At 67.5% G+C, this 23,204-nt stretch carries 18 protein-coding genes and 1 pseudogene; 10 read left to right on the plus strand and 9 right to left on the minus strand.

All coding sequences use genetic code 11. The features are described from left to right. Positions 1-12 precede the first annotated feature (12 nt). The 3 genes from LH128_RS23990 to LH128_RS24000 are packed head-to-tail and all read left to right on the plus strand — an operon-like array spanning position 13 to position 2,837. The gene (locus LH128_RS23990; protein WP_008832284.1) at positions 13-999 is read left to right on the plus strand and encodes an FAD:protein FMN transferase; all 987 of its coding nucleotides are present in this window, start codon (positions 13-15) and stop codon (positions 997-999) included. Positions 1,000-1,044: 45 nt separating this feature from the next. Then, positions 1,045-1,725 (plus strand): Fe2+-dependent dioxygenase, encoded by a 681-nt coding sequence (locus LH128_RS23995; RefSeq protein ID WP_008832285.1) that lies wholly within the window; start codon positions 1,045-1,047, stop codon positions 1,723-1,725. Continuing rightward, complete coding sequence (locus LH128_RS24000) at positions 1,722-2,837, plus strand: alpha-hydroxy acid oxidase (RefSeq protein WP_327195248.1); 1,116 nt, start codon at positions 1,722-1,724, stop codon at positions 2,835-2,837. The genes LH128_RS23995 and LH128_RS24000 overlap by 4 nt, the downstream gene beginning before the upstream one ends. A 3-nt stretch (positions 2,838-2,840) precedes the next feature. Here LH128_RS24000 and LH128_RS24005 read toward each other — a convergent pair whose 3' ends face one another. The 5 genes from LH128_RS24005 to LH128_RS24025 form a co-directional block, all read right to left on the minus strand. Further along, positions 2,841-5,210, minus strand: coding sequence for a hypothetical protein (locus tag LH128_RS24005; protein ID WP_327195249.1), 2,370 nt, complete (start codon positions 5,208-5,210; stop codon positions 2,841-2,843). 192 nt (positions 5,211-5,402) lie between these two features. Then, positions 5,403-6,569 (minus strand): glycosyltransferase family 4 protein, encoded by a 1,167-nt coding sequence (locus LH128_RS24010; RefSeq protein ID WP_008832288.1) that lies wholly within the window; start codon positions 6,567-6,569, stop codon positions 5,403-5,405. Continuing rightward, a complete protein-coding gene (locus LH128_RS24015) occupies positions 6,562-7,794 on the minus strand; it encodes a glycosyl transferase (protein WP_197524410.1) in 1,233 nt (410 codons plus the stop codon). The genes LH128_RS24010 and LH128_RS24015 overlap by 8 nt, the downstream gene beginning before the upstream one ends. A gap of 148 nt (positions 7,795-7,942) precedes the next feature. Then, positions 7,943-9,262, minus strand: coding sequence for a sigma-54-dependent transcriptional regulator (locus LH128_RS24020; RefSeq protein WP_008832290.1), 1,320 nt, complete (start codon positions 9,260-9,262; stop codon positions 7,943-7,945). Continuing rightward, complete coding sequence (locus LH128_RS24025) at positions 9,259-11,001, minus strand: sensor histidine kinase (protein WP_036522379.1); 1,743 nt, start codon at positions 10,999-11,001, stop codon at positions 9,259-9,261. Before LH128_RS24025 ends, LH128_RS24020 begins: the two co-directional genes overlap by 4 nt. Positions 11,002-11,211: 210 nt before the next feature. Between LH128_RS24025 and LH128_RS24030 the strand changes: the two genes are divergently transcribed. After that, positions 11,212-12,543, plus strand: coding sequence for a dicarboxylate/amino acid:cation symporter (locus LH128_RS24030; protein ID WP_008832292.1), 1,332 nt, complete (start codon positions 11,212-11,214; stop codon positions 12,541-12,543). A gap of 39 nt (positions 12,544-12,582) precedes the next feature. Beyond that, a pseudogene (locus tag LH128_RS24035) lies at positions 12,583-14,031 on the plus strand (alginate export family protein). Here LH128_RS24035 and LH128_RS24040 read toward each other — a convergent pair. After that, on the minus strand, positions 14,015-14,719 hold the full coding sequence (locus LH128_RS24040; RefSeq protein ID WP_008832293.1) for an Rrf2 family transcriptional regulator: 705 nt from the start codon (positions 14,717-14,719) through the stop codon (positions 14,015-14,017). The pseudogene LH128_RS24035 and the gene LH128_RS24040 sit on opposite strands and share 17 nt — an antisense overlap. A 152-nt stretch (positions 14,720-14,871) precedes the next feature. Here LH128_RS24040 and LH128_RS24045 point away from each other — a divergent pair, with 152 nt between their 5' ends. The 5 genes from LH128_RS24045 to LH128_RS24065 are packed head-to-tail and all read left to right on the plus strand — an operon-like array spanning position 14,872 to position 19,459. Continuing rightward, positions 14,872-16,338, plus strand: coding sequence for an aldehyde dehydrogenase family protein (locus LH128_RS24045; protein ID WP_008832294.1), 1,467 nt, complete (start codon positions 14,872-14,874; stop codon positions 16,336-16,338). After that, entirely contained in the window at positions 16,335-17,117 is a 783-nt protein-coding gene (locus tag LH128_RS24050; protein WP_008832295.1) for a carboxymuconolactone decarboxylase family protein, read from the plus strand. Before LH128_RS24045 ends, LH128_RS24050 begins: the two co-directional genes overlap by 4 nt. Then, positions 17,110-17,910, plus strand: coding sequence for an NAD(P)-dependent oxidoreductase (locus LH128_RS24055; RefSeq protein WP_008832296.1), 801 nt, complete (start codon positions 17,110-17,112; stop codon positions 17,908-17,910). Before LH128_RS24050 ends, LH128_RS24055 begins: the two co-directional genes overlap by 8 nt. Continuing rightward, the gene (locus LH128_RS24060) at positions 17,907-18,662 is read left to right on the plus strand and encodes an SDR family NAD(P)-dependent oxidoreductase (RefSeq protein ID WP_008832297.1); all 756 of its coding nucleotides are present in this window, start codon (positions 17,907-17,909) and stop codon (positions 18,660-18,662) included. The genes LH128_RS24055 and LH128_RS24060 overlap by 4 nt, the downstream gene beginning before the upstream one ends. Before the next feature lie 11 nt (positions 18,663-18,673). Next, on the plus strand, positions 18,674-19,459 hold the full coding sequence (locus LH128_RS24065; RefSeq protein WP_008832298.1) for an SDR family oxidoreductase: 786 nt from the start codon (positions 18,674-18,676) through the stop codon (positions 19,457-19,459). Between the two features lie 95 nt (positions 19,460-19,554). Here the strand turns inward: LH128_RS24065 and LH128_RS32475 are convergent, their stop codons facing one another. The 3 genes from LH128_RS32475 to LH128_RS24075 form a co-directional block, all read right to left on the minus strand. Further along, positions 19,555-19,722 carry a YbdD/YjiX family protein gene (locus LH128_RS32475; protein ID WP_008832299.1) on the minus strand — a complete coding sequence of 56 codons (168 nt, stop codon included), beginning with the start codon at positions 19,720-19,722 and terminating at the stop codon, positions 19,555-19,557. Positions 19,723-19,724: 2 nt separating this feature from the next. Then, entirely contained in the window at positions 19,725-21,770 is a 2,046-nt protein-coding gene (locus LH128_RS24070) for a carbon starvation CstA family protein (protein WP_008832300.1), read from the minus strand. Positions 21,771-21,948: 178 nt separating this feature from the next. Then, the coding region (locus LH128_RS24075; protein WP_037521108.1) for an OPT family oligopeptide transporter at positions 21,949-23,204 on the minus strand (1,256 nt) is incomplete at its 5' end.

Here is a 23,204-nt window from a genome sequence, read left to right on the forward strand (position 1 = left end):
AGCCTGCCACCCATGCGCCTCGCCGTTCCTCTTGAAATCGACGCAGCCTCGCTCGCCACATGGCGGCAGGGCGTGCGGGTGATCGAACTGGGCGGCGAGACCATGGGCACGACATGGCGCATCCGGCTCGCCCCGCCCCCCGGCTTCGACCGGGACGCGGCGAGCCGCGCGATCGAGGCGCGGCTCGAGGACATCCTCGCGCAGATGAGCCACTGGCGTGCGGATTCGGTGCTGGGCCGGTTCAACCGGGCAGGTGCGGGCGAATGGTTCACCCTACCTGCGGATTTCGCCACGGTGATCGAAACCGCCCTTGCCGTGGCCGAGCAGTCGGCCGGGGCCTTCGATCCCGCGATCGGCGCGCTCGTCGATGCCTGGGGCCATGGTCCGGTAACGATCGACCGACCACCCACCACCGAAGAGATCGAGCAGGCCCGTGCGATCTCCGGCTTCATGCGCCTCGCCTACGAACCGGATACGCGGCGGCTTCGCCAGCCCGGCGGCCTGCGGCTCGACTTGTCGGGCATCGCCAAGGGCTACGCCGTCGATGCGCTGGCCGCGTTGCTCGCCGGGATGGACTGTCACCATGCGCTTGTCGAGATCGGCGGCGAACTGGTCGGACGCGGCCTGCGTCCCGATGGCGACCCGTGGTGGGTGGACCTCGAAACGCCGACGCAGGACGTCGCCCCGCTGCGGGTCGCGCTGCACCAATTGGCAGTGGCGACCTCGGGTGATTACGTACGCGGTTTCCACACGATCGATCCTCGCAGTGGAATGCCGGTCGAGCATGCCATGGCGGTCAGCGTGATCCACTCCAGCGCTATGCTCGCAGACGCCTGGGCTACCGCGTTCAGCGTGCTCTCGCCTGCCGCCGTGCACGCCTTGGCGACCCGTGAGTGCCTTTATGTACGCTCTACGTGCCGTTATGGCACCGGCTCAACCGAATGGATCAGCCCCGCCCTTGCCGCCATGATCGACGCCGAGGACGAAATTCCGGCTTGATGCAGGTCATTGTCAGCATCACCTGACTGCGCGAATAGAGACACCATGGTCATCGAAATCCCCGATCTGTTCGACGCCGCCGAAGTGCGCGAAATCCGCAGTGCACTGGAAGCCGCCGACTGGGCGGACGGCCGCGCCACTGCCGGTCACCGCGCCGCAAAAGTCAAGGAAAACGAGCAGTTACCGCTCGACCATCCCCTCGCCAAGCAACTGGCCGAGCGCGTCCTCGCCCGGCTGGCGCAGACCCCGCTGTTCATCGCCGCCGCCCTGCCCGCCCGCGTCCTGCAGCCCCGTTTCAGCCGCTACGACGGGCGCGGCCACTACGGCAATCACGTCGACAACGCGATCTTCCCGATCCCCGGAACCGGCGAGCACCTCCGCTCCGACGTATCGAGCACCCTGTTCCTCTCCGACCCCAAGGAATACGACGGCGGCGAACTCGTCATCGAGGACATGTTCGGCACGCACACAGCCAAACTGCCCGCCGGAAGCCTGATCGTATATCCCGGCTCCAGCCTCCACCGGGTCATGCCGGTGACGCGCGGCGTGCGCTTCGTCTCGTTCTTCTGGACCCAGAGCTTCGTCGCCTCGCCCGAGCGGCGGCGGCTGATGTTCGAACTGGACGGCGCGATCCAGTCTGTCGCCACGGACCATCCCGAGCACCCCTCGGTCGATACTCTCACCCAAGTCTACCATAATCTGCTGCGCCAATGGTCGGCGACGTGACCCCGCAGCCGCCGCTTTCCGCCATTCCGGCGGACTTGCGTACCCTCGCCGATTACGAGCGGCGCGCCGAAGCCCATCTGCCGCCCGAGGTCTGGCGGCACATCCAGGAAGGCGCGGGCCGCGAGATCACGCTGGCCGAGAACCGCGCCGCCTTCGACCGCATCGGCCTGCTCCCCCGCGCCATGGCGAGTCTCGACGGCAGCACCGGGATCGACCTGCTCGGCCGCCGCCACGCCGCGCCGATCCTGCTGGCCCCGCTGGCCTATCAGCGTCTCGCTCACCCCGATGGCGAACTTGCCTGCATCCGCGCCGCCACCGCGCTCGATACCGGCATGGTCGTCAGCACGCTGTCGAGCGTGCCGCTGGAGGACATCGCCGCGGCCGCCCATGCCATCGCCCGCGATCTCGGCAAGGCACCTGCACCGCTGTGGTTCCAGCTCTACCTCCAGCCGGAGCGCGAGCACAGCCTGCAACTCGTCCGCCGCGCGGAAACGGCGAGCTACGAGGCCATCGTCCTGACCGTCGATGCGGCGCTGAAACCCGCCGGGATCAGGCTTCCCCCGGGCGTCGATGCGGTCAATCTGGCCGGAATGCCGCGCCCGACCCAGACTTCCGTGCCCGGTGGCCGGATCCTGCTCGGCACCCCGCTCACCGATGCGGCGCCAGGGTGGAAAGACCTCGCGTGGCTGCGCGAAGCGACCCGTCTGCCGATCCTCGTCAAGGGCCTGCTGCTGGGCGAGGATGCCGCCCGCGCCGTCGACGAAGGCGCCGACGCCCTCATCGTCTCCAACCACGGCGGCCGTGTTCTCGACGGCCTGCCGAGCCCTGTCGATCTTATCCAGACCGTCGCCGAAGCCACGCAAGGCCGCGTGCCGCTGCTGCTCGACGGCGGCGTGCGCATGGGGACCGACGTGGTCAAGGCACTGGCTCTGGGTGCGAGCGCCGTGCTCATCGGCAGGCCGCAGATGCATGCTCTCGCGGTGGCCGGGATGCCCGGCATCGCGCACATGATCCACCTGCTGCGCACGGAGCTGGAAGCGGCGATGGCGCAACTCGGCTGTCCGAACCGCGCCCTGCTCGGCCCCGACCGGCTGGTCGCGCTCGGACGCTGAGCCCTACTTGTCGAGCGCGAGCTTTACCACGCTGGCGGGAGCATCGCGCAGGCGCAGGCGCAGCGCGCCGTCAGCGGGACGACCGCTGACCTGGAGCGTCCGCCCCGTATAGCCGGGTTGCACGGTCGCGGGCTGGGCAAAGCCGTCCTCCACAGCCACGGCATCGATCAGGAACAAGTTGCGCCCGGCAACCGTGCATGGTCCATCCTGCCCCTCGCACGTGACGCTCTCGATACGCGGCAAGCGCACGACGGTGGTGAGCGGCATCCAGTCTCCGCGTTCCTCGCGGCCGTCAGCCGCCTTGCTCACGAGGCGCAGGCGGATCGCACCGAACGTCGCGGGGGGCAGGTCGGCTGCCGTTAGCGTCGCCACCACGACTTCCGGGCTCTCCAGACTGAGGCCCTTGCCGATTTCGAGCCGGGCAATGGACTCGCCTTGCGCCGGGGCGATCTCGATGGCGGAACCCGCCCCGAACCGCGCCCCGCCGGCGGCCTTGAGCGAGAAAACCATCTCGCCATTGTCGGGCAGCAGATCGCCCGATCCGATATCCAGCGTTTTCGTCCCCTGCACCGCCGGGCCGGGGTAGACCGAGCGCTGCAGCAGCGCCACCTGAGGGCGCGGCGCTGCGATACGCACCGGCAGCGTCAGGTTGCGCCCGTCCTCCAGCTTTACCGTAGCCTTGTCGGGCACCGCGGCCGCGTTCGGAACCTTGCCTGTCCCTTGCGCGATCAGGTGCAGGCGATCGCCGCCGCCCTCACGCGTCAGCTCATCGGGGCGAAATTCAACGTCGCCCAGCATGACCGAGCGCACCTGATCCAGCCGCTGTCCGGTCAGGAAGCCCTGCGCGTCCCCGGCATGCAGCTCGAGCGCATCGAGCCGGCTGGCCTGAACGCGGGCACGCAAGGTGACCGTCTGAGCCTCCGCCACCCCGCGCTCGCGGATTTCCAGCCGCACGTCTCCTGCCGCGGCATCCGCCAGCGGGACGGTGACATTCAGGCGCCGCCCTTCCTGCGCCTTGAACTTGAGCGGCCTTCCAGCGCCGTTGCCCTGCCGCAGCGTCACGTCCTCGACGCAGCCCGGAGCCATCCCCTCCAGCGCGACATCGTTGTCGCGCCCCACGATCAGGCCGTCGGCATCGCCGGCCGCCTTCCAGGCATCTCCTCCCGCGCGCTGGAGCAGGTAATCCGGCCCGTCGAAAGGCGCAAAACCCCAGATGCCGTGGAGATGACCGCGAACGTCTCCGGCGAAAGCGGCGGGCAACGTATCGACGGCAAGCACGTAGCCGCCCTTGTCCGCGCGCGCCCTGACCGGCAGTTCGAGGGTCTGCCCCGAGGCGGACGTCAAGCGCACTTTCATGTCGTGGGCAAAGTCGGTCGAAAACACCAGCGGGGCGCCCTCCACCGGCAGTACAGCGCCTTGCGCCATGCAGATCGGCCCTTTCGCCGTGCTGCGCAGCTGCGGAGGGATATCCGCCTCGACCGCAGGCATGGCCGCGATCATCACCGACTTTGGCTTCTTGAACGAAGGCGCCGCGTTGAGCAGAAGCGACATGCGATCCGCATTGCGCACCGTCAGTGTCGGCAGATAGTTGAACTGCGGATTGTTGAACGCGCCGAAGATCTTCGCCACATCGCGCGCGACCGCAATGTAGGCGCTGTAATACCCCGCCCCGCCCTCACGCGTGTTGGCAAGCTGGAGCGCGAGGTCGGTCGGCGTGCCGGTGATCGTTTCCGCCAGTGAACTGGTATGCACGTCGGTGAGCACCAGAGAATCGCGGTTCTCCACGAGACAGGAAGCCTGAGACTGGATCACCTTGTTCAGGCAATCCTCCTGCAACTTGATCGACAGGCTGCTGGCAAGAACCGGCGCGACGGTGCGCAGATACTCCGGCCCGCTATCGTCCTGCGCGCGGATCGCGGCCATGAAGGCATTGAGGCGCGAATGGTCGAGCGAGGCCTGGTTCAGGTCCTGGCTGGCGCGCACGAATTCGCCCGGCTTGCCGCGAACAGCATCCATCAGGACGCCTTCGGCTCCGCCCGTCTCGGGCACCATGAGCAGCACCATCTGCCGCGCATCGCGCGGGACGGTGAGCGTCAGAGCCTTGTCCTTTTCCTTCTCCTTCCAGGTGCGGGCAAGGTCGATCCAGTCCTTGGGCGGAGGGTTCGTCGCACCGCGCAGGAAGGCCGACATGAGCACGAAATTGGCGCCCTGGCTTTCCGGGAAGGCGCCATGGACCACCACCTTGTCACCCACTGCAAGGCTGGGCACGCGCGAAATCGGCAAGGTTTGCTCGCCGCGTGTGACCTCGATACTCAGGTCCGGTCCGGACAGTTCGAACGGCGCAGGATCACCCAGCGCAGGGGCAGCCAGCATGAATGGTGAAACGAACAGCCCGATGCTGCAGGAAATGCGCGAAATGCGGCGCGTTGGCGATCTCTTGCGCAAAAAGCCGGAATCCTGTCGTTGTTTCAGACCAAAGCGCCCCCGTGGCTGGCCTTAGCCGGTTCGGATGGAGCGGTTCAACCCCGCCCGGTCCGAAACGAGCCGCAATCGCGCCCGTCGATGCTAATTCAACGAAGGCGTGAGTTGTTCCTGCTGGCGACCATCCTCTTCGACCGCATCGGCGACGAGACCTTCGAGGGCGAGGCGGCAGTGGCGATACCAACTGAAATTCTCGCGCGCAAACAGGCGCCCATTTTCGGCAAGGCGGCGCCGGTAGACGGCATCGCGCGCGAGCAGCGCCAGCGCAGCGCGGACCGCTCCGGGATCGCGACCATCGACGACCAGCCCGGTCACGCCGTCACGCACGAGTTCGCCCGGCCCTCCGTCCTGGCCGACGATGCAGGCGATGCCGTGCGCCATCGCATCGGCGACACTGATACCGAAGCCTTCCATCTCCGCGCCGTCCTCCAGCGCGATCTGTGGATGAAGGAATATGTCGGCGGTCCGGTGATGCTCCGCCAGTTCCGCATCCTCGACATATCCGGTCATCACCGTAATGCCCAGTTCGCTCCCGGCTGCGGCCCCAGCGGCTTCCAACGCCGCGCGAATGGCATCCTCGTCAGGACCGCGACCGATCACCGCGTAATCGAGCGCCACGCCTTCGTTCCGGCAGTTGGCAACCGCATGCACGGCGGCGGGCACATTCTTGCGAGAGACCAGACGGCACACCGTCATGACGCGCGGCCGGGCATTGGCGGGCTCCTGCCTCTCATCTACCGGCAGGACCACGCCATTCCAGGCAATAGCGCATCGAGCGGCAAGGTCCGGCGCACGAGCGAGCAACAGGCGGCGCGTGGCGTCGCTGACCGCAATGATCCGCGTCGTGCGCGCCAGCACTGCACGCATCAACCGGAATGCTCCTTTCGAGGGGCGGCCGACTTCTCGCCCGTGCACGGTGACGATAAGCGGGCGCGGAAACAGGAGGGCCGGTATCGCCGCGCGCCATGTGCAGGCATGGATCACACAAGGGCGCCCCCCGGCCATCCATGCGCGTATCATGGCTATTGCGAGCCGTAGATAGACCATCATTTGCGCACCCGGGCCGACATCGACAAGAGTGATGTCATCCTCCGTTATCCGGCGCGGCCCTGCCGAAGACTTGGCGAAAACGGTGACCCGTCGCCCACCGCGCGCATAGGCGCGCGCAACCTGTGCAACGTACGTCTGCACCCCGCCTTCGTCCGGCGCGTGCACCCGCGCGACGAGCCATATGGCAGCAGCATCATTCATGGGCGAGCGCACTCCCGCGACCAAAGCCGAACGACGTCGTCCGCGGCATGGTCCCGTGTCTGAGACGTGAGGTCAGGTAATCCGCGACCGCCCGTCCCGCCCGCTCCGATGCACTGCGCCCCTCGCGGTCGAAAGTATCCTCGATCCCCTTCTGCTGGACTGCGGCATAAGCGCCGTGCGAGGCGATGGCATGGGCGACTTTTTCAACGATATGATCCGCGTCTTCGTGAACGGGGCCGTAATGCCAGTGCCGATAGCTCGGATTGCCCTGCCAATTGGCACCATGCGCGTTGAGAAACAGACAGGGACGCGGCCGCACGACGAATTCGTAGATCTGGCTGCTGACGTCACCCAGATAAACCGCGGCCATCCGGGTATAACTCATATCGACGCTCGCCGCACTGCCGAGATCGATATGGACGTGCGGCAGACGGGAGAATTCCTCCAACCGGCGTTCCATCCGTTCGCGGCGACGGCGACCGTCATACATCCGGATATGCGGCGCCACGATCAGGTTGAAGCGCCCGTCCTCGGCGAACTGGCGCACGACGTCGAGACCCATGCCCGGCCATGACGACAGCTTCGGGGAAAAATGCGGGTTGTACAGCACCACCGGCCGATCCTGCGGAAACAGCCGCGCAGGCGCGCGATCCCGGGTCAGGTCGAACTTGCCGTAGCCGACGACGGCATAGTGGCCCTCTCGAATGAGGCCCTTGTCCAGCATGCGGCGACGCTGCTTGTCACCGGCCAGAAGAACGAAGTCGAACTGGCGGATGCGGCGGTCGTAGCCCACCGCCCTGTCACCGGCTCCGTGGCAGGTGTGGATGAAGCAGGTGCGCTTCAATCCGGCATGCCGCAGCAGCAGCGAAGTGCGCTCGGGCACCACGATCGCATCATATTCGGCAAGCCGCCCCCGCGCGGCGGCGAGCGCGACCAGCTTGGGCGGCGTAGCGGAACCCGCCAGTCGCGTGAAGGCAGAGAGCATCGGCCCTTCGACCTGCACGAAGCGGATCGTCGAAGCCCCATGCCGCCGCGCTATGTCGCGCGCCATCGCGATATGATCGTGCGTCATCGCAACGACGTCCACCGCAAAGCGCGGATCACGGGCAAGTTCTATAGCAAGCGGCATCGCGTGCAGGACGTGGTGCAACTGCGCGTTGAAGAAAAAGCAAAGTTTTTGCGGCACCGCGGGGTCGGCAAGCCGCTCGATCGCTCCTTGGAGCATGGCGTCCTCCATTGCAGGCTTCGGCTACCCGATCCTTGGCCCCATCGGTTTGCCCACGCATTTCAGAAGGTCGCAGCGTCCCTGTCACCCTGCAACAATTGCGCGGTGGAGTGCCCCGTGAACCGGCCTGCCGGTCCGGACGAACCCGTCAGCGCCCGCCCTTGCGCAGCGTCGCCAGGTCGATCCCGTGCTTGTGAACCTTGTAGTAGAAGGTCTTGCGCGGGATGCCGAGCCGCTTGATCGCCGCGCCGATCTCTCCCTTCGTACCCAGCACGGCCGCGACGATGGTATCGCGCTCGAACGCATCTAGGCGCTGCGGCAGCGTGTCACCGGCAGGAACGCTTGCAGGCTCGGGCGCGGCATCCTCCAACCCCAGCACGAAGCGCTCGGCGAAATGGGCCAGTTCGCGGACGTTGCCGGGCCAGTCATGGCTAGAAAGATGGTGCCGCACGGCGCCGGTCATCATCGGCAAGGGCAGCCGCAGCCGGGTCGCGGCGGCTCCTGCGAGGTGGGCGAACAACGCCGGTACGTCCTCCCGCCTCTCACGCAAGGGCGGCATCCGCAGGCGCAACGCGGCAAGGCGATAGAACAGGCCCGGCGTGATCTTCTCGGACAAGTCGCCTTCGTCCGTCCCGCCCGTCGCGATCACCCGCAAGTCCAGCGGCAGCGGCTCGCGCGCGCCGGGACTGCGCAGCACCCGCTCCTCGACAAGCGGGGTCAGTCGCGCCTGCAGGCGCCGCGAAGCCTGGTCGATATCGTCGAGGAACAGCGTGCCCCGCACGACCGAGGCGATGCTTGCCTCCCCCATCGGCGCGAAGAGTTCATCCTCCAGCGCCTCGGGCAGCGCGCCGCAGGCGACAGCCATGAAGCGCTGGCGCGAACGCTTGCCTGCGCGGTGGATGAGGCGCGCCAGCAGTTCCTTGCCGGTTCCCGTCTCCCCCTCGATGAACAGGTCGATATCGGCATTGGCGAGGGTCGGGATCATTTCGCGCAGGCGGCGTATGGCAGCGGACTCGCCGATCAGCCCCGAAGCAGCATCCCCCTGCGCCGCCGCGCGCAACCGCCGGTTATCAAGCGCCAATCCCCGCGCAGTCGCCGCCCGATCGGCCGCCGCGACCAGCGCCTGCGGATCGAAAGGCTTGGTCAGGAAGTCCCATGCCCCCGCCTTGAGCGCATCCACCGCCATCGCCACGTCGCCATGCCCGGTGAAGAGGATGACCGGCAGGTCCGGATCACGCTCGTGCAGCGCTCGAAACAGTTCGGTCCCCGACATATGGGGCATACGGACGTCCGACACGACGATCCCCGGCCAATCGGTGTCGATGGCCTCCAGCGCGGGTGGCGCAGCGGCAAAGCTCTCGACGACGAAGCCCGCCAGCGACAACACCTGCGCCGTCGAGATACGCAGATCCGCATCGTCCTCGACAAGCGCCACGCGCCTCGCCTGTCCCGGTGCGCGGTCGTTCATGGCGCGCGCCTGAGCACGATCGCGAAACATGCCCCGTAGTCGGAGGGCTCCAGTTGCAGGGTGCCGCCGAAGTCCTCGACGATGTCCTTCGAGATGACGAGGCCAAGCCCCAATCCGGTCGGCCGACTGGTGGCGAAGGGCGTGAACAGGCGGTCGGCGACCTCCGCTGCGATGCCCGGGCCGTTGTCGCGTATGGTCATCCGCACCTTTTCCGCTCCTGCATCCAGTGCAAGCTCGATCCGGGCGTCGGCGCGTCCTTCCAGAGCCTCAAGCGCGTTCTGCAGGATGTTGACGAGCACTTGCTCCAGCCGGACGTGCCCGCCGAACACGAACAGGCCGGGCGGCACCTCGGGAACCACGAAAACGACGCGCGACAGACGCTCCTTGAGGAGCAGGCAGGCGCCTTCGACCACCTCAGCCAGCGGGATCGGGCCTCCAGCACGGCTACCTTTGCGCGCAAAGCCGCGCAGTTCGGCAGTGACTGCTCCGATACGCTCGGCCAGACGGTCGATTGCCGAGAGATTATCGCGGACGGCATCCTCGGCACCCATGTCCAGCAATTGCCGCGAGGTGGACGCATAGTTGCGGATCGCGGCGACGGGTTGCGCCGTCTCGTGCGCGACGCTCGCCGTCACCTGCCCGAGCGTGGCAAGGCGGTTGGCCTGCCGCAACCCTTCGCGCAGTTGCGCCGCGTGAGCCTCGGCGGCGGCGCGATCCTCGATCTCCCGGCGCAGGTCGATGGTGCGCTCGGCGACTGCAGCTTCGAGCTGGGCGGTGTGCTCGCGTCGGCGACGGCTTCGCTCCCGCACAAAGGCCGCGAAGGCGAACAATGCCAACGTCAGCAGCGCCGCGCCGATCTGCGCGGCGCGCACGACGGCATCCACCGCGCCTTGCAGCGGCAACGCCAGATTGACACGCCAACCCAGCGCATCCGCCGCCGTGGTAGTGAGCAGATGGTCGCCCTTCTCCCTCAGAAGGGTAATGCGTCCACCGTCATGTTCGCGAAAAGGCACTGGGCCAAGGTTCCCGACGCCGATGAGCTTGCGTTCGCGCAGGCTGCGTTCGGACGGGAGCGGCCGCGTCGCGGCGTAACGCCAGTTACGACGACTGGTGACCAAAATCACTCCATTGGGATCGGTGACGAAAGTAACCCCGTTCGCCTCGCGCCATTGTGCCTCGACGCGGTCGAACTCCATCTTCATCACGACGACGCTGCCCCCCGCCGCCCGCCGTGCAAAGAACAGACCGGGCCGATGACTGACCGTACCGAGCGCGAACTGCTCACCGAGCCCGCTGCGCAATGCCGCCCGGAAATACGGACGAAAACTGTAGTCCTTGCCCAGGAAACTGCGCGGATCGCGCCAGTTGCTCGCGGCCAGGGTCAGGCCGTCCTTGCGAATGATGTAGATGATGGGCGAGCCAAGATCGCGCGACAGTCTCTCCAGCTTGGCGTTCATCACCGCTTCGGCGCCCGGCCTGCCCGCGACGAGTGCGACAAGATCGCGGTCGTCTGCCAGCGCAAGCGGAAGAAGCCGGAACCGGGCGATCTCACTTGCCAGCAGTGCCTGCCGCAGCCGGGCGTCGATGGCTGCCTGCGCCGCGAAACGGGCGGTCGCGGCCTGCCTCACCGCAAGTCCGGTCAGGAATGCCACCGCAGCAGCGCAAGCCAGCGCCGCCGCCAGCCACCAGAGATAACGCGATCGAACCACACGAATCCGCCTAAGCCAACAGGGCCTCATGTGCAAGTTTCTGCACTATCCAGTTATGAGGAGGGCAGATTTTCAGACATGGTGTGAACAACATAACCCTCATATCATTGATATTAAAGATATTTACAAAAATGCAATTTGTCTTTGCGCGCAATGAAACGGGCGGCATTTTGACCCTAGGCACGAGCGTCACCCCCGGGGTGTCGTCGGCGTCCCGAGGATGACGAAGGCTTTTGACATATGCAGTATGATCCGTCGCACATTCAGCCCGTCGCTGCGAAGCGCTGGTACACGCACCTTTACGTCCAGGTTCTAGCCGCGATCACTGCGGGCGTACTGGTGGGCCATTTCTACCCGGCGGTCGGCGAATCGCTGAAGCCGGTGGGCGACATGTTCATCAAGCTGGTGAAGATGGTGATCGCTCCGGTCATCTTCCTCACCATCGTCACCGGCATTGCCGGGATGCGCGATCTCGGCTCAGTCGGGCGCGTGGCGGCGAAAGCCTTCGCCTACTTCCTGTTCTTTTCCACGTTAGCGCTGATCGTCGGCATGACCGTCGCCAACGTCGTGCGGCCGGGCGCGGGCTTCAACATCGATCCCGCCACGCTCGACGCCGGCAAGGTCGCCCAGTACGCCGAAAAGGCGCACGAGACCTCGCTGCTCGGCTTCCTCAATGCGATGATCCCGGACACGCTGGTCTCCGCACTGGCGCAGGAGAACATCCTGCAGGTGCTGGTCGTCGCGATCCTGTTCGGCTGCTCGCTGGCCGCCATCGGGGAACGCGGCGACAAGGTGCTTTCGCTCCTCGACGACATCTCGATGGTGGTGTTCAAGCTCGTCGCCATCGTGATGAAGCTCGCCCCGATCGGTGCGTTCGGCGCCATGGCCTTCACCATCGGCAAGTACGGCGTCGGCAGTCTTGCCAACCTCGCGCAGCTGGTGGCGACGTTCTACCTCACCTCGATCCTGTTCGTGGTCGTCGTGCTCGGCGCGGTGGCGAAGCTGTGCGGCTTCTCGATCCTCAAGCTGATCGCCTACCTCAAGGCCGAACTGCTGCTGGTGCTGGGCACCTCATCCTCGGAAAGCGCCCTGCCCGCCCTTATCGAGAAGATGGAGCGCGCCGGCTGCCCCAAGGCCGTCGTCAGCCTCGTCGTTCCCACTGGCTACTCGTTCAACCTCGACGGCACCAATATCTACATGACGCTGGCGGCGCTGTTCATCGCGCAGGCCTGCAACGTCGATCTGACGCTGGGCCAGCAACTGCTGCTGCTGGGCGTAGCCATGCTCTCGTCCAAGGGCGCTGCGGGCGTCACCGGGGCGGGCTTCATCACGCTGGCCGCCACGCTTTCGATCGTGCCGGACGTGCCGGTCGCGGGCATGGCGCTGATCCTGGGCGTGGACCGCTTCATGTCGGAATGCCGCAGCCTGACCAACTTCGTCGGCAATGCGGTGGCGACCGTGGTGGTGTCGCGCTGGGAGGGCAAGCTCGACTACGCCCGCCTCAACGCGGCGCTCTCCGGGCATGCCCTGCCTGAATCGACCACCGGGCCGGCACTCGCCCCGGCCGAATAAGCAAGCACACAAAAACAAGAATTACGGAGAGGTCGCCCCATGGGCACTGTTGTTTCGCGGCTGCGCGCCGCCACCCTTTCGCTCGCCCTGCTCACGCCTGCCGGAATGGCGCGCGCGCAGGACGCCGCCTACCCCCAGGCCCACAACGGCGACGGCGCGGTCACCAATGGCTACGCCCTCTCCCGCTGGGCCGAGGACTGGACCGAGAAGGCCGATCCCGCCAAGCGCGACGACCCGCTCGACCGGCTCAAGTACATCCCGCTCGACGACGACGGCGATATCTACCTGACCCTGTCCGGCGAACTGCGCCTCCGTGTCAACCAGACCACCAACCCCAACTTGCGCGAGGCCGAGGCCCAGCGCCAGGACATCAACCGGGTGGTCGGCGGCGCCGACCTCCACATCGGCACCCACTTGCGCTTCTACGGCGAGATCGCCCACGGCGGCATCTCCGGCCGCAACCTCGGCGTGCCCGCCGCGACGCTGCGCAACGACGTGGTGATCCAGCAGTCCTTCGTCGAAGCCCGCACCGACATCGGCGAATTCGACGTCGGCGTGCGCTACGGCCGCCAGGAATTCACCGACGGCCCCAACCTGCTCGCCTCGCAGCGTGACAACAACACGATCCGCTACACCATGAACGGCTGGCGCTTCTACGCGCGCGGATCGAAGCTGCGCTTCGGCGCCTTCGACTTCCGCCCGACGGCCTATGGCGACCTCGGCACCGGCGACGACGTCGACGATCCGGCGCGCCGCTTCTCCGGCGCCACCGTCGGGGTGATGCTGCCCAGGACGTTCCTCGGCAATTCGAACCTCGCCTTCGACACCTTCCCGTGGCGGCGCCACAACGACGTCGGCGCCTGGGGCGGGCGGATCGGCCCGGCGACGCGCTGGTATCTGGGCGGGTGGTTGCGCGGAGACGTGGGCCGCGTGAACCTCGACTGGTCGGTGAACCGCCAGTGGGGATACTACATGACGCAGGACATCTCCGCCTGGCAGGCGTTCATCGCGCAGACCTACAGGCTGGGCAAGAGCAAGACGGCACCGCGCGTCGGCGTCCACTTCGACTATGCCAGCGGCGGCGGCGGATATGGGAACGGCAAGCTGCGCAACGCCTATTCGCCCTTCGGCAACAACATCTACTACAGCTACCAGCTCTACCTGACGCCCTCGAACTTGCGCGCGGTGACGCCGAACGTCAGCTTCTCGCCGGTCAAGGACGTGCGCGTGCTGGCGGAGTACGAGTTCGCCTGACGCGACAATGTCCACGACGCGGTGTACCGCGCCAACGGCCAGCCCTTCGCGGGCACCCAGAACGGCACCGCGCGCAAGATCGCGGAACTGGCGCGGCTGCAGGCGGTGTGGACGATCACGCCGCGCCTGTCGTTCACCGGCCGCTACGAGCACCTGAAGGCCGGCGCGGCACTGACCGACGCGGGGTACAAGAGTTCGGATTTCCTCGCGGGCTGGCTCAGCTTCCGGTTCTGACCGGCGGCTTCGCCTCCAGATAGGCCCGCACCACCGCGCGGTTCTGCCGGTTGGCCTCGAACCGCGTGAGGTCCGCATCGTTGGCGAGGATCGCGGCGATGATCCGCCCGCGCCCCTCGCGCCATGCCGCGCCGTCGTCGTCGAAGACCTTGAGGTCCGGGGCCGTATGCGCGGTGGAATAATGCAGCGTCACCCGCGTCAGCATCTCGAACAGCGGGCGGCGGACCATGCGAAACAGCAGTTCCTGGAACTCCATCTCGAAGCGCCCGCTGTCCGCCATCGTCGTGCAGCCGGGAAGCGTCTCCGCCAGCGTCGCCAGCCGGGCCCGCAAGCCCGCGTCGGTGCAGCGCGCGGCGGCATTCGCCAGCTCGTTGAACAGCAGCGAGGTCATGTCCAGCGCCTCCTCGTAGGACGCCGGGTTCATCCGCATGTAAGCATGCAGCCCCCGCTCCAGCGCCGCCGCATCGGGCCGCGCGCCGTAATAGCCGCCGCCCGGACCGCGCCGAACTTCGAGCAGCCCTTCATGCTCCAGCACCCGCGCGACCTGCTGCAGGGTGACGATCCCCACCTCCAGCGAGCGCGCCAGTTCATGCAGCGAACCGATCCGCTCCCCCTCGGGCACGGCGTAGATCTTCTCCCGCAGGATCGCGGTGGTACGGACGATCAGGCTGGCTTTCTTCCCCGACATGGCCTTCTAGATAATAGGCATATAATATGGAATTTACGCTGCTTATCTTGGGATAATCGCACAATTCAAGTCAATTGACCGCTTATTTTTACCCCGATAGCCTCCTCTCCATCAAACGGTGCGTAGTCGCCGATGGAGAGGAGAGCAAAGCCATGGGCTTCCGCCTGCCTGACGTATCCCTGCCCGAATTCGCGCACCTGATCGGCGACAGCGCCGAGGCCGCCGGCACCGGCGAGACGTTCGCCCACGTCTATCCCGCCAGCGGCGAAGTCACCCGCGAGATCCGCCTGGCGAGCGCCGACGACGTCGACCGCGCCGTCGCCGCCGCCCGCGCCGCGCAGCCCGCATGGCGCGCGATGCCGGGCGACAAGCGCCGCGACCTGATGCTGCGCCTCGCTTCGGTGATCGAGGAGCGCGCGGCGGAAATGTCCCCGCTGCTGAGCGCGGAAAACGGCTCGATCCTCCTCGCAGGCCCGCACATGAGCGCGGATGCGGCGCAGAAGTTCCGCTACTTCGGCGGCTGGGCGGACAAGCTGGAAGGCCGCACCGTGCCGACATGGGGCGGCCCGGCGCATGACTACGTAGCCTATGAACCTTACGGCACCATCGGCGTGATCGTCCCCTGGAACGGCCCTCTGTTCGCGGCGACGATGGTGATGGCTCCGGCGCTGGCCGCCGGGAACTGCATTGTGCTGAAGGCGCCCGAAACCGCGCCGTGGTCGATCATGAAACTGGTCGAACTGATCCGGCAGGCGGGCTTTCCGCCGGGCGTCGTCAACCTCGTGACCGGCGGCACGGACGTCGGCGCGGCGATGGTCGAGCACCCCGGCATCGACAAGATCGAGTTCATCGGCAGCGGCGCGACAGCGAAGACAATCCTCGCCAGCGCCGCGCGATCGCTCAAGCCGGTAGGGCTGGAACTGGGCGGCAAGTCGGCGGTGCTGGTCTTCGCCGACACGAACCTGCAAGCCGCCGCCAAGCGCGGACTTTCCGGCGCCGTCAGCGCCAATGGACAGGGCTGCGTCAACGGCACCCGCCTGCTGGTCGAGCGCGCGATCTACGAACCCTACGTCGAGATGCTCAAGGCCATGGCCGCCCATGTGAAAGTCGGCGATCCCTTCGCCATGGACACGATCATGGGCCCGGTGATCTCCGAGGCCGCGCTGGACCGTATCCATGGCATGGTGACGCGCGGCACCGCAGAGGGCGCGCGCGTGGTCTGCGGCGGTGCGCGCATGGGCGGTGATCACGCGGGCGGCGCATTCTACCCGGTCACCGTGCTTGCCGACGTGGCACACGGCAGCGAGATCGCCCGCACAGAAGTGTTCGGCCCGGTCATCGTCGTCACGCCGTTCGACAGCGAGGAGGAGGCGATCGCGCTGGCCAACGACACCGACTACGGCCTCGGCGCCTATGTCCACACCACCGACCTCGCCCGCGCGCACCGTGTCGCCGGGCAGATGATGGCCGGACAGGTGCAGGTCAACGGCTCGGGCGAGGCGATGACGCCCTGCGTGCCGTTCGGCGGCATGAAGCATTCCGGCCACGGCCGCCTCGGCGGGATCGAGGGCCTGCGCGAATTCCAGCAGGTGCGCAACGTGTGGATCAACCTCCAGTGACCCTGCTCGATCCCGCCGCGCGCAGCACCGCCGGCCTCGCCGCCCAGGCCGAAGTCACCGGACGCGAAGCCCCCGCCCCGACCACGCTGCTGGAGGAATCTTGGCGCGACTTCGTCTTCGCCGAGGTCTGGACCCGGCCCGGCCTGCCCCGCCGCGCCCGCTTCCTCGTCGCCATGACCTCGGCCGCGACTTGCGGGCTGGCCGACGGGCAGGTCGAGGATTTCGTGCGCGGTGCGCTCGCCACCGGCGCGCTGACCCTCGCCGAACTGCGCGAGGCGGCGCTCCACCTCGCGGTCTATTCGGGCTGGGGCAACGGCGGCAGGCTCGACCGGGCCGTCACCCGCGTGGCCGAAGCGCTGGGTCTGCCGCCCGCCGAAGTGCCGCCGATCCGCGCCGAACCCTGGGACGCGCAGGAGCGCAACGACCAGGGCCATGCCGAATTCGCGAAGGTCATGACCTTCCCGCCCGGCCCGCCGAACTCGCCCTATCTGGTCGGCATCAACAACTTCGTCTTCGGCGAGATGTGGCGGCGGCGCGGCCTCGACGAACCCTCGCGGCGGTGGATCACCCTCGTCGGCGTCTGCGAATCCGGCGCCGATATCCCGATCCGCAGCCACATCCACGCCGCGATGGCGAGCGGCAACTGCCAGCCCGAGGAAATGCTGGAGTTCGTCCTCCAGTACGGCACCCACGCGGGCTGGCCCAAGGCCTCGCGCATCAACGCCGTGGTGATCGAGATGATCGCCAAAGTGGAGAAAGGACTCCCCTGGAATGGCTGACGTGGGTTTCATCGGCCTCGGCTCGCAAGGCGCGCCGATCGCCATGCGGATGATGACGGGCAATGCCCTGATCGTCTGGGCCCGGCGGCCCGAGGCGCTCGCCCCGTTCGCCGCAAAGGGCGCGAAGGCTGCGGCATCGGTGGCGGACCTCGGCGCGGCCTGCGATCATGTCGGCATCTGCGTGGTCAACGACGCGGACGTGGTGCAAGTCTGCGACCAGCTGCTGCCAGCCATGCGCTCCGGCAGCGTGCTGGCGATCCACTCGACGATCCTGCCGCAGACTTGCGAAGCGCTCGCCGCGCAGGCCGCGAAGCGCGGGGTACTGCTGCTCGACGCCCCCGTCAGCGGCGGCAGCCCGGCGGCCGAGGCAGGCACCCTCACCGTGATGTGTGGCGGCAGCGAAGAAGCTTTCGCCAGGGCGCTCCCCTTGCTGCGGACGTTCGGCGCGAAGATCGTGCTGCTCGGCCCGGCCGGCGCCGGGCAGCGGGCCAAGATCGTCAACAACGCCCTGCTCGCTGCCAACATGGGCCTCGCCCATAGCGCGCTCGCCATCGCCGAGGGGCTGGGCGTGGACCGCGCGGCGCTCGCCGACCTCATCCAGGCGTCGAGCGGGCGCAGCTTCGGCTTCGAGGTCTACGCCCGCCTGCCCGCCCCGCCCGCCTTCGCGCACGGCGGGAGCCTGCTGTTCAAGGACGTAAGCCTGCTCGGCGCGATTGCCCATCCGGGCAACCCGCTCGCGCTGGCGGCGATGCCGTTCCTCGACGCCGCGGGCGCCACCGGAGAGTCACCATGATTTTCGAGAACCTCAATCTGACCGGCAAAGTCGCGCTGGTGACCGGCGCCGCTTCCGGCCTCGGCCGCGCGACCGCGCTGAAACTGAGCGCGGAAGGTGCGAAGCTGTGGCTGGTCGACGTCGATGCTGTGGGCCTCGCCGAAACGGCCGCATTGTGCGGGGCCGAGGCGCGCAGCGAAGTCGCCGATCTTTCCGACCCCGCCGCCTGCCACGCCGCCGTCGCGAACGCGGTCGCGGCCTTCGGGCGGCTCGACGCGCTGTGCAATGTCGCCGGGCTGATATACCTCGCCAACACGCCCGAGATGCCGCGCGAGCGGTACGAGCGGACCATCGACGTCAACCTCAACGCGCCGTTCTTCCTCTCGCAGGCGGCGATCCCGCACTTGCTGGAAACGAAGGGTGCGATCGTCAACGTCGCCTCCTGCGCCTCCTACATCGGCGAGGCTTATGCCGCGGCTTATTGCGCGAGCAAGTGGGGCCTCGTCGGCATGACCAAGGCGCTGGCGATGGAGTTCCAGAAGCAACCGATCCGCATCAACGCCGTCGCCCCCGGCGGCATGATGACCGGCATCGCGGCGAACTACGTGCCGCCGGAAGGCTGCGACTTCGAACTGCTCAAGCGCTTCTCGGGGATGCGCGGGCTCGTCGAAGTGGAGGACGTGGCGGACATGATCGTCCTCCTCGCCTCGGACGCCGGGCGCGGTTTCCATGGCGCGTGCCTCTCCATCGACGCGGGCATCACCGCAGGCTGAAGGACCATACGATGAAATTTTCCCTCGATCAGTTCCGCCTGGACAGCAAAGTGGCGGTGGTCACCGGCGCGGGCGGACGCGGCAATTCCATCGGGCGCGCCTATGCGCTCGGGCTGGCCGAAGCGGGTGCGGCAGTGGTCGTGGCCGACCTTAACGGCGAAGGTGCCGAAGCCGTCGCGCAGGAGATCGTCGCGGCGGGCGGCCGGGCGATCGGCGTGCGCGTGGACGTGGCGGACGAAGCCTCCACACTGGCGATGGGCGCGGCGGCGAGCGCGGCGTTCGGCGGGATCGACATCCTCGTCAACAATGCCGCGCTGATGGTCGATATCAGCTACGACAATTGCGAGACGGTCAGCCTGGAGGCGTGGAACCGCGCCTTCGCGGTGAACCTCAACGGCGCGTTGCTCTGCGCGCGGGCGGTGATCCCCTCGATGCGGGCGCGCGGCGGCGGGCGGATCGTCAACCAGACCAGCGGCGGGGCGTTTCCGGCGATCGGGCTCTACGGCATCTCCAAGCTGGCGCTGGTGGGGCTGACGACGACACTGGCCAAGCAACTCGGCAAGGACGGCATCACTTGCAACGCCATCGCGCCGGGCAACGTCAAGTCGGACGCGGGCAAGCTGCTGGTGCCGGACGATTCCCCGTTCATCCAGTTCCTCGACATGACCTGCGCGCTGCGTTCGCGCGGGGAGCCGGACGAACTGGTCGGCACCGCGCTGCTGCTGTGCTCGGACGCCGGGCGGTGGATCACCGGGCAGACGATCCACATCGACGGCGGCTGGGTGATGCGGCCTTAGACTCACCATTTCCGTCATTGCGAGCGAAGCGAAGCAATCCAGGGCGGTTTACGCTGCCCTGGATTGCTTCGCTTCGCTCGCAATGACGAAGCTGGCTAGCAGCACTTGCCCCCGCCCGCGCCGCCAAAGCGCGCCTGCTCCCGGTTGCGGAAGAACTCCACGCGGGTCATCGGCGTAGCGTCAGGATGCGCGCGTACCATGTGAGCGAGGTAAGCCTCGTAAGGCGGCTGCCCTACCATGAGGCGCAGCATCTGGCGCAGCATTCTCATTCCGCTGGGACCATCTGCACGGGGCTCTCGTTCACCGTCGGCCGATCCTCACGCAGGGCCGCCATGCACGTCCGCACGGTGAAGAACAGCAGCGACACCACCACCGCGAGGAACACCGCGCAAAGCCCCGCATCGACGCGGTCGTTGAAGACGATGGCCTGCATCTGCTCCATCGACTTGGCCGGAGCCAGCACCGTGCCAGCCTCTACAGCCGCGCCGAACTTCGCCGCGTGGGCGAGGAAACCGACTGTCGGATCGCTCGACAGCAGCTTGAGCGAACCGGCGCTGAGCGTGCAGATCAGCAGCCACACGGTCGGGATCACCGTCACCCAGGCATAGCGCTGCTGCTTCATGCGGAACAGCACGGTCGTCGCCAGCATCAGCGCCACGGCGGCGAGCATCTGGTTGGAGATGCCGAACACCGGCCACAGCGTGTTCACCCCGCCCAGCGGATCGGTGACGCCTTGATACAGGAAGAACCCCCAGCTCAGCACGCACAGCGCCGTCGCCACCACGCCCGGCAGCCACGAAGTCCCCGCCCGGAACGAGGGCAGCGCAAGGCCGATCAGGTCCTGCAGCATGAAGCGCCCGGCGCGCGTGCCCGCATCGACGGCGGTGAGGATGAACAGCGCCTCGAACAGGATCGCGAAGTGATACCAGAACGCCTTCATCGCCGTGCCGCCCGCGACATGGCTGAAGATCTCCGCCATCGCCACCGCCAGCGTCGGCGCGCCGCCGGTGCGTGATACGATGGTGTGCTCGCCCACGTCGCGCGCGGTCTGGACCAGAAGGTCGGCCGAGACCGGGAAGCCCATCGCGGTCACCGCATGGGCGGCGCTCACAGGGTCGGTGCCCAGCACGGCGGCGGGGCTGTTCATCGCGAAGTAGATGCCCGGATCGAGGATCGAGGCGCCGACGAGGGCCATGATCGCCACGAACGCCTCCATCAGCATCGCGCCGTAACCGATGAACGGCGCGTCGGTCTCGCTGCCGATGAGCTTGGGCGTGGTGCCGCTGGCGATGAGCGCGTGGAAGCCGGACACCGCTCCGCAGGCGATGGTGATGAACAAGAACGGGAACAGCGCGCCCGACCACGCCGGACCGCCGCCACCGACGAACTGCGTCAGCGCGGGCATGCGCAGCGGCGGCGCCATGACGACGATGCCCACGGCCAGCGCGGTGATCGCCCCGATCTTGAGGAAGGTCGAAAGATAATCACGCGGCGCCAGCAGCAGCCACACCGGCAGCAGCGAGGCCAGCGCGCCGTAGCCGATCAGAATCCAGCACAAGGTCTGCGGGGTGAAGGTGAACAGCGGCCCCCAGATCTCGGAAGCCGCGACGTTCTGGCCGAACACGATCGCCGCGATCAGGCCGACGAAGCCCAGCACGGAGACTTCGCCGATGCGCCCCGGCCTGATCCAGCGGGTGTAGATGCCCATCGCCAGCGCCAGCGGGATCGTCGCGGCGACGGTGAACATGCCCCAGGGGCTCTCCGCCAGCGCGCGCACGACGATCAGCGCGAGCACTGCCAGGATGATGACCATGATGAGGAAGGCGCCTGCCAGCGCGATGGTCCCCGCAACCGCGCCCATTTCCATGCGCACGAGTTCGCCCAGCGACTTGCCGTCCCGCCGCATCGAGATGAACAGGACCATGAAGTCCTGCACCGCGCCTGCCAGCACGACGCCGAAGATGATCCACAAGGTGCCCGGCAGATAGCCCATCTGCGCCGCAAGCACCGGCCCTACCAGCGGCCCCGCCCCCGCGATCGCCGCGAAGTGGTGTCCGAACAGCACGCGCCGGTCGGTGGCGACGTAGTCCAGCCCGTCGGCGCGGGTGAGCGCCGGGGTCGCGCGGTTCGGATCCAGCCGCATCACATGCTGCGCAATATACAGCGCATAGTAGCGATAGGCGACGAGGAAGCAGCTCACCGCCGCGACCACGATCCACAGCGCATTGACCGCCTCCCCGCGCGACACGGCCAGCACCGAAAGGCAGATCGCGCCGACAATCGCGAGGATGATCCAGGGGATGTGCTTCAAGTCTGCCTCTCCGTTCGACCGCTGGCGGTTTGAACCGATGGGGCTTCGACAAGCTCAGCCTGAGCGGGATTTGAAGACCTGCTCTCAATCCCGCTCAGGCTGAGCTTGTCGAAGCCCCCTGCGCCAGAGGGCATAGCTAAAGACACCCAGCGGTCCCGGGTCAAGCCCGGGACGACGATCACCCCACCAGCTTGCGCGTGCGACCGTAGAGGAACGCCACCAGCGCGAAGAACAGCGCGGTGCCGCCAACCAAAGCGGGAACCTCGAAGCCGTCGCCAACAAGCGCAAGCGGCGCATCGCTGCCCGATGCGGCGACGATGCCAGCGAAGGCGACGCCCCACAGGCTCTCGCCCACGATCATGCCCGTGGCGGTCAGCACACCCATGCGCAGCGCGAATTCGGGATCGGCGCGCTTCTCCGCCCAGCCGTCGTAGACCTTGCCGATGACCGATCCGATCACGACCGGCAGGATCGCGCTCATCGGCAGGTAGATGCCGATGCCCACCGCGAGCGGCGGCAGGCGCAGGCGTCCGGCCTTGCCGAGCACTTCGTCGAGCACGATGAACGCCACGCCCGCAGCGGCGCCCCAGCCGATCATCGTCCAGTTGAGGTTGCCGCCCAGCACGCCCTTGGCCAGCGCCGAGATCAGCGCCGCCTGCGGTGCGGGCAAGGCGTTCGCCCCCGCGCCCGGCATCCCGGCGAACCCGAACGCGGTGTTGAGCAGATCGAGCACCGGCGGGATCACCAGCGATCCGAACACCACGCCGATCACCAGCGCGACCTGCTGCTTCCACGGCGTCGCACCGACCAGCTGGCCGGTCTTGAGGTCCTGCAGGTTGTCGTTGGAGATCGTCGCGACGCCGAAGACGATGCCGGTCACGATCAGCGCATAGGCGACCAGCGCCGACGACGTCTCTGCGCCGGAATCGCGCCCGAACAAGCCGACCAGCATCAGCGATGCAGCGACGACGGAGAGAATACCGATACCCGACACCGGCGAGTTCGACGCACCGATCAGGCCCGCCATGTAGCCGCAGACCGCCGCGATCAGCAGGCCGAAGACGACGACGAAGACGACCGCGCCCGCGATCAGCACCAGTTCGCTCCCGGCCAGCGGACCACCGGCGATGACGCTCCACAGCAGCACCGCGATCGGCACCAGCATCGCCAGCGCGCCGAGCGCTACGGCGGTGATGGGAAGGTCCTGTTCCTCGATCGCCAGCGCCTCGCCGGCATGGCGCGCGCGGCTCGCGGCCATCGCCGAACGCACGCCGCCGATCACCGGCCCGGCGATCCGCAGCAAGGTCCACACCGCCGCCACGCCGATCACGCCCGCACCGAAGAAGCGCACATCGCGCGAGAAGATCGCCCCCGCCCAGGCGCCTACATCGCCCGCCATAGGGCTCTGTGCCGTCAGGATCGGCAGCAGCACCC

This window comes from Sphingomonas sp. LH128, assembly GCF_000293195.2.
GTDB lineage: Bacteria > Pseudomonadota > Alphaproteobacteria > Sphingomonadales > Sphingomonadaceae > Novosphingobium > Novosphingobium resinovorum_A.